The 14463-nt window shown below is 64.4% G+C and carries 15 protein-coding genes; 8 read left to right on the plus strand and 7 right to left on the minus strand.

The window, feature by feature from the left end; genetic code table 11:
- Positions 1 to 2 precede the first annotated feature (2 nt).
- The 4 genes from trpD to OKW41_RS38680 all read left to right on the plus strand — a co-directional run bounded on the left by trpD (position 3) and on the right by OKW41_RS38680 (position 3435).
- Complete coding sequence (gene trpD, locus OKW41_RS38665) at positions 3 to 1034, plus strand: anthranilate phosphoribosyltransferase (protein WP_184035978.1); 1032 nt, start codon at positions 3 to 5, stop codon at positions 1032 to 1034.
- An 18-nt stretch (positions 1035 to 1052) separates the two neighbouring features.
- A complete protein-coding gene (trpC, locus tag OKW41_RS38670) occupies positions 1053 to 1838 on the plus strand; it encodes an indole-3-glycerol phosphate synthase TrpC (RefSeq protein WP_090802017.1) in 786 nt (261 codons plus the stop codon).
- 62 nt (positions 1839 to 1900) lie between these two features.
- On the plus strand, positions 1901 to 2527 hold the full coding sequence (locus tag OKW41_RS38675; protein WP_429575775.1) for a CYTH domain-containing protein: 627 nt from the start codon (positions 1901 to 1903) through the stop codon (positions 2525 to 2527).
- A gap of 86 nt (positions 2528 to 2613) precedes the next feature.
- Positions 2614 to 3435, plus strand: coding sequence for a uracil-DNA glycosylase (locus tag OKW41_RS38680; protein WP_429575776.1), 822 nt, complete (start codon positions 2614 to 2616; stop codon positions 3433 to 3435).
- Positions 3436 to 3561: 126 nt separating this feature from the next.
- Here the strand turns inward: OKW41_RS38680 and OKW41_RS38685 are convergent, their stop codons facing one another.
- The 5 genes from OKW41_RS38685 to OKW41_RS38705 all read right to left on the minus strand — a co-directional run bounded on the left by OKW41_RS38685 (position 3562) and on the right by OKW41_RS38705 (position 8993).
- Positions 3562 to 4158, minus strand: a complete 597-nt coding sequence (locus OKW41_RS38685; RefSeq protein WP_018420121.1) for an FMN-dependent NADH-azoreductase — start codon at positions 4156 to 4158, stop codon at positions 3562 to 3564.
- Positions 4159 to 4349: 191 nt separating this feature from the next.
- Entirely contained in the window at positions 4350 to 6140 is a 1791-nt protein-coding gene (locus OKW41_RS38690) for a M61 family metallopeptidase (RefSeq protein ID WP_429575777.1), read from the minus strand.
- 144 nt (positions 6141 to 6284) lie between these two features.
- A complete protein-coding gene (locus OKW41_RS38695; RefSeq protein WP_429451860.1) occupies positions 6285 to 7010 on the minus strand; it encodes a DsbC family protein in 726 nt (241 codons plus the stop codon).
- A 205-nt stretch (positions 7011 to 7215) separates the two neighbouring features.
- The gene (locus OKW41_RS38700; protein ID WP_429575778.1) at positions 7216 to 8388 is read right to left on the minus strand and encodes a UbiH/UbiF family hydroxylase; all 1173 of its coding nucleotides are present in this window, start codon (positions 8386 to 8388) and stop codon (positions 7216 to 7218) included.
- A 236-nt stretch (positions 8389 to 8624) separates the two neighbouring features.
- Positions 8625 to 8993, minus strand: a complete 369-nt coding sequence (locus OKW41_RS38705; RefSeq protein WP_429575779.1) for a hypothetical protein — start codon at positions 8991 to 8993, stop codon at positions 8625 to 8627.
- Positions 8994 to 9261: 268 nt separating this feature from the next.
- On the opposite strand from OKW41_RS38705, the gene ychF reads away from it, so the two are divergent.
- Entirely contained in the window at positions 9262 to 10356 is a 1095-nt protein-coding gene (ychF, locus tag OKW41_RS38710; RefSeq protein ID WP_187616872.1) for a redox-regulated ATPase YchF, read from the plus strand.
- 77 nt (positions 10357 to 10433) lie between these two features.
- On the opposite strand, the gene OKW41_RS38715 is transcribed toward ychF, so the two are convergent.
- Together OKW41_RS38715 and OKW41_RS38720 are read right to left on the minus strand one after the other, a co-directional pair.
- Positions 10434 to 10637 carry a hypothetical protein gene (locus OKW41_RS38715; protein WP_429575780.1) on the minus strand — a complete coding sequence of 68 codons (204 nt, stop codon included), beginning with the start codon at positions 10635 to 10637 and terminating at the stop codon, positions 10434 to 10436.
- Positions 10634 to 10957, minus strand: coding sequence for a tlde1 domain-containing protein (locus OKW41_RS38720; RefSeq protein ID WP_429451864.1), 324 nt, complete (start codon positions 10955 to 10957; stop codon positions 10634 to 10636). The genes OKW41_RS38715 and OKW41_RS38720 overlap by 4 nt, the downstream gene beginning before the upstream one ends.
- A 349-nt stretch (positions 10958 to 11306) precedes the next feature.
- On the opposite strand from OKW41_RS38720, the gene ugpB reads away from it, so the two are divergent.
- The 3 genes from ugpB (at position 11307) to ugpE (ending at position 14431) form a co-directional block, all read left to right on the plus strand.
- Entirely contained in the window at positions 11307 to 12632 is a 1326-nt protein-coding gene (gene ugpB, locus OKW41_RS38725; RefSeq protein ID WP_429451866.1) for a sn-glycerol-3-phosphate ABC transporter substrate-binding protein UgpB, read from the plus strand.
- Between the two features lie 72 nt (positions 12633 to 12704).
- Positions 12705 to 13589: a sn-glycerol-3-phosphate ABC transporter permease UgpA gene (ugpA, locus tag OKW41_RS38730; protein ID WP_184052403.1), complete on the plus strand. Its 885-nt coding sequence runs from the start codon at positions 12705 to 12707 to the stop codon at positions 13587 to 13589.
- Positions 13586 to 14431 (plus strand): sn-glycerol-3-phosphate ABC transporter permease UgpE, encoded by an 846-nt coding sequence (ugpE, locus tag OKW41_RS38735; RefSeq protein WP_429575781.1) that lies wholly within the window; start codon positions 13586 to 13588, stop codon positions 14429 to 14431. The genes ugpA and ugpE overlap by 4 nt, the downstream gene beginning before the upstream one ends.
- Positions 14432 to 14463 lie beyond the last annotated feature (32 nt).

A 14463-nucleotide genomic window follows, 5' to 3' on the forward strand; every position in this document is an offset into this window, starting at 1 on the left:
TCATGTCCATTACGCCCCAGGAAGCCTTGCAGCGGACCATCGAGCACCGCGAGATTTTTCACGACGAAATGCTGCACCTGATGCGCCTCATCATGCGCGGCGAACTCTCGCCCGTGATGTCGGCGGCGATCATCACCGGCCTGCGCGTCAAAAAAGAGACCATCGGCGAAATCACCGCGGCCGCCACGGTGATGCGTGAATTTGCCCGGCACGTCGACGTGCAGGACAACTCGAACTTCGTCGATATCGTCGGCACCGGCGGCGACGGCGCGCACACGTTCAACATTTCCACCGCGACGATGTTCGTGTCGGCCGCGGCGGGCGCGAAGGTCGCAAAGCACGGCAATCGCGGCGTATCGAGCAAGTCGGGCAGCGCGGACGTGCTCGAAGCGCTCGGCGTCAACATCGATCTGCAGCCGGAGCAGGTCGCGGCATCGATTGCGGAAACGGGCATGGGCTTCATGTTCGCGCCGAACCATCATCCGGCGATGAAAAACGTCGCGCCGGTACGCCGGGAACTCGGCATCCGCACGATCTTCAATATCCTCGGGCCGCTCACCAATCCGGCCGGCGCGCCGAATCAGCTGATGGGCGTGTTTCACCCCGACCTCGTCGGCATTCAGGTGCGCGTGATGCAGCGCCTCGGCGCCAGGCACGTGCTCGTCGTGTACGGGATGGACGGCATGGACGAAGTGTCGCTCGGCGGCGCCACGCTGGTCGGCGAGTTGCGCGACGGCGAGATCCGCGAGTACGAGATCCATCCGGAAGACTTCGGCATGCAGATGGTGTCGAACCGCACGCTCAAAGTCGCCGACGCGGGCGAGTCGAAGGTCATGCTGCTCGACGCGCTCAGCAACAAGCCCGGCGTCGCGCGCGAAATCGTCACGCTGAACGCCGGCACGGCACTCTATTCGGCGAACGTCGCGGCCACGATCGCGGACGGCATCGAGCTCGCGCGCGAAGCGATCGCGAGCGGCAAGGCACGCGCGAAGGTCGACGAACTGGTGCGCTTCACCCAGCAATTCAAGCAGTAATCAAGTAGCGAGACATTTATGAGCGACATCCTCGACCGCATCATCGCGGTCAAACGCGAAGAAGTCCGGGCGGCCGAGCAAAGCGTGCCACTCGAAGAACTGCGGCTCGAAGCGTCTTCGCGCGATCTCCGCGACTTCGTCGGCGCATTGCGCGCCAAGCACACGGCGGGTCTCGCCGCGGTGATCTCCGAAGTGAAGAAGGCGAGCCCGTCGAAGGGCGTGCTGCGCGAGCACTTCGTGCCGGCCGACATCGCGCGTTCGTACGAGAAGCACGGCGCGGCGTGTCTGTCCGTGCTGACCGACGTGCAGTTCTTCCAGGGCAGCGTCGCCTATCTGCAGCAAGCGCGCGCCGCGTGCCAGTTGCCGGTGATACGCAAGGACTTCATCGTCGATCCGTATCAGGTGGTCGAAGCACGTGCGATGGGGGCCGACGCGATCCTGCTGATCGCCGCCGCGCTCGAAACCGCCGAGATGCAGGACCTCGAAGCGCTCGCGCATTCGCTGGGTCTCGCGGTGCTCGTCGAAGTGCACGACAGCGATGAACTCAAGGAAGCGCTGACGCTGAAGACGCCACTGATCGGCATCAACAACCGCAATCTGCGCACTTTCGAAACCTCGCTCGACACGACGCTCGGCATGCTCGACGCGATTCCCGACGATCGCATCGTCGTGACCGAATCGGGCATCCTGTCGCGCGACGACGTCGAGCGCATGCGCGCGCGGAACGTGCATACCTTCCTCGTCGGCGAAGCGTTCATGCGCGCGGACGAGCCGGGCGTGGAACTTGCGCGGATGTTTTTCTGAGCGTCGTATCGACGTATCGGCGTATCGGGCGCAGAGAAATCCACGCAACGAGGACACCCAGCATGGGCATGGAACGCGAAATCAAGCTGGCGCTGCCGGCTTCGCAGGTGCAGGCGGCGACGCAGTGGTTCGCCGCGCGCGCCGGCAAGAATGGACGCGCGATCAAGCTCGTGAACATTTATTTCGATACGCCGCAGTTGACGCTGGCGTCGTCAAAGAGCGCGCTGCGTCTACGGCAGACCCCGGACGGCTGGCTGCAGACCTTCAAGACGGTCGGCACGGCGACGAACGGCTTGCATAGCCGGCACGAATGGGAATTGCCGGTCGCGGGCGCGAAGCTCGAAATCGAATCGTTGCTGAGCGCTTGCGACGAACCCGCCGCCGCGGATGCACTGAAACAGGCCGCGCCTGCGCTGATCGAGCTGTTCCACACCAATTTCACACGCACGCTATGGCTGCTCGACTCCGACGGCGCTCAGATCGAGGCGGCGATCGATCAGGGCGACGTGCTTGCCGAAGTCGACGATGAAGCCCGCCGCGCGCCGATCTCGGAGATCGAGCTCGAACTGAAATCGGGCGACGAAGCGGCGCTTCACACGCTCGCCGCCGAACTCGGCAAACGGATTGCCGGCCTCGCGCCGGATGACATCAGCAAGGCGCAGCGCGGGTATCGGTTGCGCGCCGGGTGAGCGCGTTGCCCGAAACCCGGCGGCACCTCATGCGCTCGCTTGCCGCAACTTGAGCTAGTCCGCGTTTGCTGCGACACTTCCCCGCCATGACCTCCGCTTCCCGCACCCGCTCCAGTTTGCCGCAGGCATCGTTGTTCGACGATGTCGCGCCCGCCCCCGCCGCAGCCTCCGCCGCCCCCACCGCCGCCCCGCCCACGCTCGAAGCACAATTCGCCGCGCTACCCGCGGCCTGGCGCGCGCATCTGAAGCCCTTCATCGACAGCGACACCTACGCGCCGCTGTGCCGCTTCGTCGACGGTGAGCGTGCCGCCGGCAAAACGATCTATCCGGCCGACGTGTTCCGCGCGCTCCGCCTGACGAGCCCCGACGAAGTGAAAGTCGTAATCCTCGGCCAGGACCCGTACCACGGCGAAGACCGCGGCACGCCGCAGGCGCACGGTCTCGCGTTTTCGGTCGCGCCGCACGTGCGGCCGCCACCGTCGCTGCGCAACATCTTCAAGGAAATCGCCGCGAGTCTCGGTCACCAGACGCCGCAGCACGGTTGCCTCGACAGCTGGGCCAAACAGGGCGTGCTGCTGCTGAACACGGTGCTGACCGTCGAGCGCGACAGCGCCGCGAGCCACGCGAAACGCGGCTGGGAGAAATGTACCGACACGCTGATCCACGAACTCGCGACGCGGCATCAGAACCTCGTCTTCATGCTGTGGGGCGCGCATGCGCAGGCGAAGCGCGCGCTACTCGGCGGCAAGTCGCACTATGTGCTGGAGGCGCCGCATCCGTCGCCGCTGTCCGCGCATCGCGGCTTTCTCGGTTGCGGGCATTTCGCGAAGGCGAACGAATATCTGTTGCAGCACGGCCGGCAGCCGATCGACTGGCGTCTACCGGACGACGCGCAAATGCTTGCGTGAGAGCGTCGTCGTCAGAAGATTGCGATACACAACGAAAACGCCACGGAGGGTGAACCCATCCGTGGCGTTATTCCTTTCATCGCTCGCGCCGCATCGAAGCGGCGCAATGCGGCAGGACAAACCCGCTTAAACCGCGGCGATCGCTTCGCGTGCCGAGCTCAGCGCGGCGTTCGCGGCGTCCGGGCCCAAGTTCAGGCCTTCGGCGTAGATGAAATTCACGTCGGTCATGCCGAGGAAGCCGAGGAAGCTCTTCAGGTACGGCGTCTGGCTATCGTTCGGCGTGCCGAGATACTTGCCGCCGCGCGCCGACACGACGTGGACCTTCTTGCCCGTCACGAGGCCTTCCGGGCCGTTCGCGGTGTAACGGAACGTGATGCCCGCACGTGCGATGAAGTCGAAGTACGTCTTCAGTTGCGACGAGATGCCGAAGTTATACATCGGCGCACCGATCACGATGACGTCGGCCGCTTGCAGTTCGGCGATCAGCGCTTCGCTGCGTGCGGCGATCGCGGCCTGTTCCGGGGTGCGCTGGTCGGCCGGCGTGAAGAACGCGCCGAGCACGGCGTCGTCGAGGTGCGGCAGCGGTTCGGCTTGCAGATTACGGACGACGACTTGCGCGCCCGGATTCGACTGTTGCAGCTTTTCAGTCAGCTCGTTGACGAGAAGCGTCGAGTTCGCGCCTTGCGAACGGGCTGCCGAGTTGATTTGCAGGATCGTGGTCATGGTTGACTCCAGTAGGGGCGCGCAGTGTTGCGCGAGTGAAGTCATTGTGTTTTTTTACCGGCCGGCGAAAAAGCCGTCCGGCGGCGAAGGATTGTTGCATGGATAGAACAATCAACCGCCCTCCTCCGCCGATTGACGACGGGACAGGCGACGATCGGTGGACCGCCCGGTGCGGCCCACCACCACGCCGATCACTTCGTCAGCCAGCGCTCAAGGGCTTTGCGCGCGGCGGGACGGTGATCGCTGACCGTGAGCTTGTAGCGCGCCACTTCGGGACCGTCGAGATTCACCTGCGTGACCCGCAGCTCGTCGCGGCGGAACGCATGCACCTCGACCTTCGCACCCGGCTGATAGCGCGTCAGCAGAGCATCGATATTCCCGCCGGTCACGCGCAGACCATCGATCGCGATCAGCACGTCGCCCGCGGAGAGACCCGCCTTCTGCGCGGCGCTGCCCTCGTGCACGGTCGCGAGCGCGCAATCCGCGCCGCCGCGTAGCCGCACGCCGAGCGACGGCTTGCCGTTTTTGTCGACGTCCGGCGCGAGCGCCACGCCGAACGGCGCGAGCAGCGCGTCGAGCGGCAGATCGCGCGTGCCGCGCACGCCCTCGGCGAACAGTTCGGCCAGTTGCGCGCCGCTAGCTTCCGCGAAAATCGCCTCGATCTCGCTTTCGTCGACGCCGACCGGCTTGCCTCGATAAAAGTCACGGCCGAAGCGCTTCCACAGCAGACGCATCACGTCGTCGAGCGATTTCTGGTTGCCGGTCTGCGCGCGGATCGTCAGGTCGAAGGCGAGCGCGATCAGCGAGCCCTTCGTGTAATAGCTGACGATCGCGTTCGGCGCGTTCTCGTCCTGCCGGTAGTACTTGACCCACGCATCGAACGAGCTTTCGGCGGCGCTCTGCTTGAGGCGCCCGCTGCCGCGCTGCACCCCGCCGATCACCTTGCCAACCAGGCCGAAATAGTCGTCCTGCGAGATCACGCCGCTGCGTACGAGAATCAGGTCGTCGTAATACGACGTGAAGCCCTCGAACAGCCACAGCATCGACGTGTAGTTTTCGACGCCGAGGTCATACGGCGCGAACACGGCCGGCTTGATCCGCTTCACATTCCACGTGTGGAAATACTCGTGGCTGCACAGACCGAGATAGGTCCGGTAGCCCTCGCTCATGGGCTCGCGGCCCTGCACCGGCAGATCGGTGCGATTGCAGATCAGCGCAGTCGACGCGCGATGCTCGAGCCCGCCGTAACCGTCGGTGACAGCCTGCGTCATGAACACGTACCGCTCGACCGGCGCCTTCTTCGACTTCGGTTCGAACAACGCGATTTGCGCTTCGCAGATGCGCTTCAGGTCCTTGCAGAGACGCTCCATATCGAGCCCGATCGCGCGACCGCCGATCACGACGTCGTGCGGCACGCCGTGCGCCTTGAACGTCGCGAGCGCGAATTCCCCGAGCGTCACAGGATGGTCGATCAATTCGTCGTAGTTCTGCGCGCGGTATTCGCCGAAACCGTAGCGCTTCGTGCCGCGCGCTTCCGGCAGCGCGGTCGCGACGCGCCAGCCGCGATACGCGGCGCCCTGCGGCTTCTGGATATCGACCACGCACTGCGCGTCCTCATGGCCGAGCGGCGACAGGAACACGCTGGTGCCGTTGAAAAAGCCGATCGTGTCGTCCAGATGCGCGGCGCGCACCGACAGGTCCCATGCGTACACCTCGTAGCGCAGCGTCAAGGCTCCCTTGACCGGCGCGGCCTGCCACGTGTGCTTGTCGATCTTCTCGACGCGCACCTTGCGGCCCGCGTCGTTCACCGCGCGCAGTGTGACGATGTTGCGCGCGAACTCGCGCACCATGTAGCTGCCCGGAATCCACACCGGCAGCATGAAACGCTGGCCGGCCAGATCGGGATCGGCGACGGTCACGGTGACTTCGAACAGGTGGGCGGCGGGGTTACCCGGAACGATGGTGTAGCGGATCGGCTTCATCGGCGGCGCTTGGGAGTGTCAGGAGAGTGAGGCGGGAAGTTCGGGGCTCGATGCGAAAGGAGGCGCTGCGTGCGCCTCCTTCAGTTTGAACGTTGCATCTGTTGCGCGCCCGGGGCGTGCGTGGCGCTGTGGCCAGCGCGCTGTTCAGTGCACGGCCGACAGTTCCTTGTCGAGCCGATCTGCCGGCACCGCGCCGGGCAGGCGGCGACCGTCGGCGAGAAACACCGTCGGCGTGCCTTCGACGTTCATCGAACGGCCGAGCGCGAGGTTCTTGTCGATCGCGGCGGTGTCGCAGGTGGCGGCGGCGGTCGGCGCCTGACGGTCCTGCATCCACGATTCCCACGCCTTCGCGCGATCGGCCGAGCACCAGATCGACTTCGACTTGGCCGTCGAATCGGGCGACAGCACCGGGTACAGGAACGTGTAGACCGTCACGTTGTCGATCGACAGCAGCGTTTTTTCGAGCTGCTTGCAGTACGGGCAGTTCGGATCGGAGAACACCGCGATCTTGCGCGCGCCGTTGCCGCGCACGACCTTCACCGCATTGCCGAACGGCAGGCTCGCGAAGTCGATGCGGTTGGTTTCCGACAGGCGTGCCTCGGTCAGATTCTTGCGCGTCTTCGAGTCCACCATGTCGCCGAGCATCAGGTAGTCGCCGCTCGCATCGCTGTAGATGATCTGCGTGCCGAGGTTTACTTCGTACAGGCCCGCAATCGGCGACTTCGACACGCCCTTGATCGTCACGTCGGACAGACGCGTTTGCAGCGTGGCTTTGAGCTTGTCGGTGGTCTGGTCGGCCTGCGCCGAGCAGCCGAGCGTAGCGGCACCGATCGCGAGCGCGGCGGCGGCGATGCGGAAGGTCTTTTTCATGCTTGAGTCCTGGAGTCAGTCGCGCACCTGCGCGTTTTTTACGTTCCGGCCGCGAGTTTCGGCCGCCTATCTGTTCAATCAGGCTCGATCAGGTTCGATCGGGGGTCGGATAAGGGGCGGATCGCAGCGCTTCGATCCGGTCATGATACCTGTCCCGGGCGCCGGTGACCGGCCATCGGCTATCCGCCCGACGCCTCGTTGCGGTTTACCCCAGCGCGGCCGACACGAGCCAGCGCTTGATGAATGGCTGCGCGCCGACGAACGCCATGCCGGTATTGCGCACGGCGCGCGCGAGCGGACCGGGCACCGAGAACAGTTTCTGCAGGCCGTCGGTGGCGATCATCAGCGCGCGAATGTCTTCGCGGCGCGCGCGTTCGTAGCGACGCAGCAGCACCATGTCGCCGAGATCGCGGAACGACTCCTTGCCGCCGATCGTGCTCGCGAGCGCGGCGACGTCGCGCAAGCCCAGGTTCATGCCCTGTCCTGCCAACGGATGGATCAGATGTGCGGCATCGCCGACCAGCGCGACCCGCGGGGCGACGAGCCGGTCCACGGTCTGCAACGCGAGCGGGAAGCCCTGCGCGGGCGTCACGCAGTCGAGCGCACCGAACTGTTCACCGCTCACGTGCTCGACTTCGGCGGCGAGCCGCTCGGGATCGAGCGCGAGCAACTGCTCGGCGTGTTCGGTGCGGGCCGACCAGACCAGCGACACGTGGCCGTCCGGCATCGGCAGTAACGCGATGATCTCGCCGTCGCGGAACCACTGATACGCGGTTTCGCCGTGCGGCTTCGCAGCCTTGAAATTGGCGACCACACCGATCTGTCTGTAGTCGCGGCGCACCATCTTCGAGCCGATCTGCGCGCGCACCCACGAGTGCGCGCCGTCAGCGCCGACTACCAGATCCGCTTCGAGCACGCTGCCGTTCGCGAGGCCGACGCTCGCGTTGTCGACGGAGAAATCGAGCGCCTGCGCGCGCGTGTCGATCCACGTGAGGTTCGGCTGGAAGCGCAGCGCGGCATCGAGCGCGCGCTCGATCACCGACGACTCGACGATCCACGCAAGCTGCGGTACCGATGCCTGAAACGCCGAGAAATGCAGCTCGGCGTGCGCGTCGCCGTAGACGCGCATGTCGTAGACGGGACCTAGCCGTGTCTGATCGAGCGCCTGCCAGACCCGCAGCCGTTCGAGCAAGGCCTGCGAACTCGACGACAACGCATAGACGCGCGAGTCGAAGACAGCACCGGCGGGCAGCGCCGCGCAAGGCTGCGCGAGCAGTGCGACGCGCAGTCCGGCTTGCGTGAGCGCGAGCGCCGCGGTCTTGCCGACGAGCCCGCCGCCGATCACGGCGGCATCAAAGGTCTGGTGGTGTGCGTTCATGCGCGCATTATAGCTGCGGGGGTTGCGGGGGACGGATCGACGGGCGCGGCCGTTGGGCTCTGTGCGCGGGGCCTCGCGGGCTCGTGCCGGACATGGTGTGTGGGGTCAGAGCCTGAGGTTGTCGGCGGGACTGTGCGAGTCTGACGCCGACCGCTCGCGCAACCCGCACTTCATGCGTTGGCGGCCACGCGCATTTGAGTCCCGGGCCGGTGGCCGCGCGGCCTCGATGCGTCGTGCTAATGCGTCGCGGCGCTTGCCGCGAGCGCCGCGTTCGCCTCGCGCATGCGCATGAAGTCGCGATCGGACGAGAGGTTGCGCCACGCGGCCGCCTCGAGCTCCGCCTTGCGATCGCGCTGATCGCTGCGAACCGCGCAGTCGGGGAACACGCGGTCGAACACGCGCCATAGCGAGTCGTAGTCGTTCTTATCGGCGAACCGCGCGATGTCGGCGTGATCTTCGTGCGACAGGTGGGTCGTCAAACAAGCGATGGTCTGCCGGTCCGTGGTGGCCTGCGCTTCGTCGAAATTCGGCGCGACCCATGTCGCGACCGAGCCCACCACGACCGCGGCGACGACGCCGATCCCAACCCATCTGATGATTCCCACGCTGCTCCCCCGGAAATTGAGCTCTGCCGGCTCTGAACTGACGATTCTACAGTGGCTTCGCGCCAATGCGCCGGCGGGTCCGCGCGGGCGAACGGGTTACAATTGCGCTTTCCGTGAAAACTCGCACCCAATCGTCGAGCCAACGCCCCGATTCGGTGTCTTGTCCGCTCCGCTGAGCCTGCCGCGCCCCACCTTGCGCGAAGGCTTTCCGAATCCGCGCGCAGCGTCGAGCGCATCACGCAACCTACTGATTCACTGAAGGATTTCCATGAGCCTCAAATGCGGCATCGTCGGCCTGCCCAACGTCGGCAAGTCCACCCTGTTCAACGCGCTGACCAAGGCGGGCATCGCCGCCGAAAACTATCCGTTCTGCACGATCGAGCCGAACGTCGGCATCGTCGAGGTGCCGGACGCGCGGCTGAAGGCGCTCGCCGAAATCGTCAAGCCGGAGCGCATCCTGCCGGCCGTGGTCGAGTTCGTCGACATCGCCGGTCTGGTGGCCGGCGCGAGCAAGGGCGAAGGCCTCGGCAACCAGTTCCTCGCGAATATCCGCGAAACCGACGCGATCACGCACGTCGTGCGCTGCTTCGAAGACGACAACGTGATTCATGTCGCGAACAAGATCGATCCGCTGTCGGACATCGAGGTGATCAACACCGAACTCGCGCTTGCCGACCTCGCCACCGTCGAGAAGGCGCTCGCGCGCTATTCCAAGGCGGCCAAGTCGGGTAACGACAAGGAAGCCGCGAAGAACGCGGCGGTGCTGGAGAAGGTCCGCGCGCAGCTCGACCAGGCGAAGCCGGTCCGCGCGCTCGATCTGACCGATGAAGAAAAGGCTACCCTCAAGCCGTTCTGCCTGATCACCGCCAAGCCGACGATGTACGTCGCCAACGTGAAGGAAAACGGCTTCGAGAACAACCCGCACCTGGACGCGATCACGAAGTTCGCGGCTGCTGAAGGCGCGCCGGTCGTGGCCGTGTGCGCGGCAGTCGAAGCGGAAATCGCCGACCTCGACGAAGCCGACATGGAAGTCTTCCTCGCCGACATGGGCATGCATGAGCCGGGCTTGAACCGCGTGATCCGCGCGGGCTTCAAGCTGCTCGGCCTGCAGACCTACTTCACGGCCGGCGTGAAGGAAGTGCGCGCGTGGACGATCCACGTCGGCGACACGGCGCCGAAGGCGGCCGGCGCAATCCACACCGACTTCGAGCGCGGCTTCATCCGCGCGCAGACGATCAGCTTCGACGACTACATCGCCTACAAGGGTGAACAAGGCGCGAAGGAAGCCGGCAAGATGCGCGCGGAAGGCAAGGAGTACGTCGTGCATGATGGCGACGTGATGAACTTTTTGTTCAACGTGTAGGCGCGAAGCAGCGCAAACTGCGCAGCGCGCTTAAGGCCCGCGAACCCTCAGGGGTTGCGGGCTTTTTTGTTTGCGCGCTACGACTTCCGCAACGCGTCGAGACAATGGGCCTTGATGTTCGAATTTGCAGTCGTGACCGCCGAAACAGCGTGCAACGCTTTGGCCTTGTAGTTTTTCGGCCGGCCAATCGCCGTCGATACTTCAGCGGGCGCGTTGTCTTGCACGGCCGCCACCGCTCCTGACGCGCACACCAGGATCAGAAGTGCAATGAGTTTTTTCATCGTTCTACCCGAAGCTGGCGGTCACCGCTTGACCAGACTCGTTCGCGGACGGCCCGGTCCACGATGACGATGCATCCGTTCGATGCGCTACCCGGATGACTCTTGCTGTCGCCATGCATGAAGAAGGTGTCCCTGCCGAAAGTGTGCGTTCCCGGATTAGGCGTCAATGGCATGGCGAAAGCTCCGACATGATGCGAATGCCTTGGCGACCCAATCGTGTACGACCCTTCAGGTATCGGCCCGACCGATCGGACGTGTTGCATGAGGTAATTGTTTTTGCCCGCCGTGGCCCGAGTATCCGCGTGCGACCACGCTTCCATTTCGGGACAGGGTTCCCGATGTCTGGCTGTATGTCCATGTCATTGTTGACACCTTCTTATCAAGTCGAGAGATCGAGCTTACGGCAACAGCACATGGGCGAATGTCAAAAGTGGTAATGGTCCGGGGAGCGCATCTATGCGGCACCACTCCATGACCTGCATCACCCGTGATCTTTCCGAATAGATTCCCGTTTATTTCCTTTCCCTGACAGCCAATGCTAAATTTCGGCTTCCGGCGCACCGCCACCCTTGGTCCGCGCCGCCCGGCATCCGACGCCGGAATGTCATCGAACACAACTAGAATCGCGCGATTCGCGTCCGCGCCCCTTCCGAACCGGAGACAAAAACGATGAATTACAAGCCGCTGTTCCGTTCACTTTCCGTCGCCGCTGTATTGAGCATCGGCGTCAGCCAGGCGGCTCACGCCGCGACCGAAATCCAGTTCTGGCACGCCATGGAAGCCGCACTGGGTGAACGTCTGAACGACATCGCGAACGACTTCAACAAATCGCAAAACGACTACAAGATCGTGCCCGTGTTCAAGGGCACCTACGACCAGACCCTCGCCGCCGGCATCGCCGCCTATCGCAGCGGCAATGCGCCGGCCATCCTGCAGGTCTACGAGGTCGGCACCGCGACGATGATGCAGGCGAAGAAAGCCATCGTCCCGGTGACGCAGGTATTCAAGGACGCGGGCCTGCCGCTCGATCAGAAAGCCTTCGTGCCGACCATCGCGAGCTATTACAGCGACTCGAAAACCAGCGAACTGATCTCGATGCCGTTCAACAGCTCGACGCCGGTGCTGTACTACAACAAGGATGCGTTCAAGAAGGCTGGCCTCGATCCCAACCAGCCGCCGAAGACCTGGGCCGAGTTGCACGCCGATGCGCAGAAGCTGAAGGCCTCGGGCATGTCGTGCGGCTACTCGTCGGGCTGGCAAAGCTGGATTCAGCTCGAGAACTACAGCGCGTGGCATGCGGCGCCGTTCGCGTCGCGTAACAACGGCTTCGACGGCATGGACGCGCAGCTCGAATTCGACAAGCCGCTGCAGGTCGCGCACATCCAGTTCCTGCAGAACATGGCGAAGGACGGCACGTTCACCTATGTCGGCCGCAAGGACGAACCGGTGTCGAAGTTCTATAGCGGCGACTGCGGCATCATCACGAACTCGTCAGGCTCGCTCGCGACGATCAAGAAATACGCGAAGTTCAACTTCGGCACCGGCATGATGCCGTACGACGACAGCGTGAAGGGCGCACCGCAGAACGCGATCATCGGCGGGGCGAGCCTGTGGGTGCTGTCGGGCAAGGACCCGGCCGTCTACAAGGGCGTCGCGAAGTTCCTCGCCTATCTGGCCACGGCGCCAGTCGCCGCGAAGTGGCATCAGGACACCGGCTATCTGCCGATCACGACCGCCGCGTATGACCTGACGCGCCAGCAGGGCTTCTACGACAAGAACCCCGGCAGCGACACCGCGATCCGCCAGATGCTGAACAAGCCGCCGCTGCCGTTCACGAAGGGCCTGCGTCTGGGCAACATGCCGCAGATCCGCACCGTGATCGACGAAGAACTCGAACAGGTGTGGGCGGACAAGAAGACGCCGCAACAGGCGCTCGACTCGTCCGTCGCGCGCGGCGACGACCTGCTGCGCCGCTTCGAAAAGGCCGGTAACTAAGCATCGCCTGCAGGCAGGGTTCCGGCGCTCCCGCGCGGGAACCCGTCGTTGCAGCACACTCTGGACATCCCGATGGAAAAGCGCTCCTACTTCGGCACCAGCGCGCTGCCCTACCTGCTCGTCGCGCCGCAGCTGCTCATCACGCTCGTGTTCTTCCTCTGGCCGGCGGGCGTCGCGCTCTGGCAATCGACGCAAACCCAGGACGCGTTCGGTACGTCGAGCGAGTTCGTCGGACTCGCGAACTTCAAACAGTTGTTCGCCGACCCGCTGTATCTGGCGTCGTTCAACACGACGATCGTGTTCTGCACGCTCGTCACCGTGTCGGGCCTCGTGATCTCGCTGCTGCTCGCGGTCTGCGCGGACCGCGTGACGCGCGGCGCGAAGGCCTATCAAACGCTGCTGATCTGGCCGTACGCGGTCGCGCCCGCGATCGCCGCGGTGCTGTGGTCGTTCCTGTTCAACCCGAGCATCGGCCTCGTCACGTATGCGCTCGCGAAACACGGCATCGTGTGGAATCACGCGCTGAACCCCGGTCAGGCGATGTTCCTCGTCGTGCTGGCGTCGGTCTGGCAGCAGATCAGCTATAACTTCCTGTTCTTCTATGCGGGCCTGCAGGCGATTCCGCGCTCGCTGATCGAAGCGGCCGCGATCGACGGCGCCGGTCCGGTGCGCCGCTTCTTCGGCATCGCCCTGCCGCTGCTGTCGCCAACCACGTTCTTTCTGCTGGTGATCAACATCACCTACGCGTTCTTCGACACCTTTCCCGTGATCGACGCGGCGACCGGCGGCGGCCCAGGCCAGGCCACCCGCACGCTGATCTACAAGATTTTCGCCGAAGGCTTCCAGGGGCTCGACATCGGCAGTTCGGGCGCACAGTCGGTCGTGCTGATGATCATCGTCGTGGCGCTGACCGTCGTGCAATTCCGCTTCATCGAACGCAGGGTTCAATACTCATGATCGAGAACCGACGCGGTTTCGACCTGTTCTGTCACGCGGTGCTGATCATCGGCGTCGCGCTCGTGGTGTTTCCGGTGTACGTCGCGTTCTGCGCGGCGACGATGAGCGAGCACGAGGTGTTTACGGTGCCGCTGTCGCTCGTGCCGAGCACGCATCTGTTCGAGAACATCGTCACGATCTGGACGAAGGGCACCGGCAACGCCGCGGCGCCGTTCAATCGCATGCTGTTCAACAGCCTCGTGATGGCGCTCGTCATCGCGATCGGCAAGATCGCCGTGTCGATGATCTCCGCGTACGCGATCGTCTACTTCCGCTTTCCGTTTCGCACGCTCGCGTTCTGGCTGATCTTCATCACGCTGATGCTGCCGGTCGAAGTGCGGATTTTCCCGACCGTGCAGGTGGTGTCGTCGATGCATCTGAGCAATACGTACACCGGTTTGACGCTGCCGCTGATCGCGTCGGCGACCGCGACGTTCCTGTTCCGCCAGTTCTTCAAGACGCTGCCGGACGAGTTGATGGAAGCCGCGCGCATCGACGGCGCGGGCGCGCTGCGCTTCTTCTGGGACGTCGTGCTGCCGCTGTCGCGGACCACGATGGCGGCGCTCTTCGTGATCACGTTCATCTACGGCTGGAACCAGTATCTGTGGCCGATCCTGATCACCAGCCAGCAGTCGCTGATCACCGCGGTGATCGGCATCAAGGGAATGATCGCCTCGGGCGATACCGCGACCGAATGGCATCTGGTGATGACGGCCACGCTGCTCGCGATGCTGCCGCCGCTCGCCGTCGTGCTGACGATGCAGCGCTGGTTCGTGCGCGGCCTCGTGGATTCGGAAAAATGATCCGGTATGGCGGACTGCGACAAGCACTCAAA

Source organism: Paraburkholderia sp. UCT70, from assembly GCF_050434085.1.
GTDB lineage: Bacteria > Pseudomonadota > Gammaproteobacteria > Burkholderiales > Burkholderiaceae > Paraburkholderia > Paraburkholderia tuberum.

Bases quoted from the DNA above. Each gene is read 5' to 3' on its own strand.
- trpD (WP_184035978.1), top strand. From the start codon at position 3: ATGTCCATTACGCCCCAGGAAGCCTTGCAGCGGACCATCGAGCACCGC.
- trpC (WP_090802017.1), top strand. From the start codon at position 1,053: ATGAGCGACATCCTCGACCGCATCATCGCGGTCAAACGCGAAGAAGTC.
- OKW41_RS38675 (WP_429575775.1), top strand. From the start codon at position 1,901: ATGGGCATGGAACGCGAAATCAAGCTGGCGCTGCCGGCTTCGCAGGTG.
- OKW41_RS38680 (WP_429575776.1), top strand. From the start codon at position 2,614: ATGACCTCCGCTTCCCGCACCCGCTCCAGTTTGCCGCAGGCATCGTTG.
- OKW41_RS38685 (WP_018420121.1), bottom strand. From the start codon at position 4,158: ATGACCACGATCCTGCAAATCAACTCGGCAGCCCGTTCGCAAGGCGCG.
- OKW41_RS38690 (WP_429575777.1), bottom strand. From the start codon at position 6,140: ATGAAGCCGATCCGCTACACCATCGTTCCGGGTAACCCCGCCGCCCAC.
- OKW41_RS38695 (WP_429451860.1), bottom strand. From the start codon at position 7,010: ATGAAAAAGACCTTCCGCATCGCCGCCGCCGCGCTCGCGATCGGTGCC.
- OKW41_RS38700 (WP_429575778.1), bottom strand. From the start codon at position 8,388: ATGAACGCACACCACCAGACCTTTGATGCCGCCGTGATCGGCGGCGGG.
- ychF (WP_187616872.1), top strand. From the start codon at position 9,262: ATGAGCCTCAAATGCGGCATCGTCGGCCTGCCCAACGTCGGCAAGTCC.
- OKW41_RS38715 (WP_429575780.1), bottom strand. From the start codon at position 10,637: ATGAAAAAACTCATTGCACTTCTGATCCTGGTGTGCGCGTCAGGAGCG.
- OKW41_RS38720 (WP_429451864.1), bottom strand. From the start codon at position 10,957: ATGGAAGCGTGGTCGCACGCGGATACTCGGGCCACGGCGGGCAAAAAC.
- ugpB (WP_429451866.1), top strand. From the start codon at position 11,307: ATGAATTACAAGCCGCTGTTCCGTTCACTTTCCGTCGCCGCTGTATTG.
- ugpA (WP_184052403.1), top strand. From the start codon at position 12,705: ATGGAAAAGCGCTCCTACTTCGGCACCAGCGCGCTGCCCTACCTGCTC.
- ugpE (WP_429575781.1), top strand. From the start codon at position 13,586: ATGATCGAGAACCGACGCGGTTTCGACCTGTTCTGTCACGCGGTGCTG.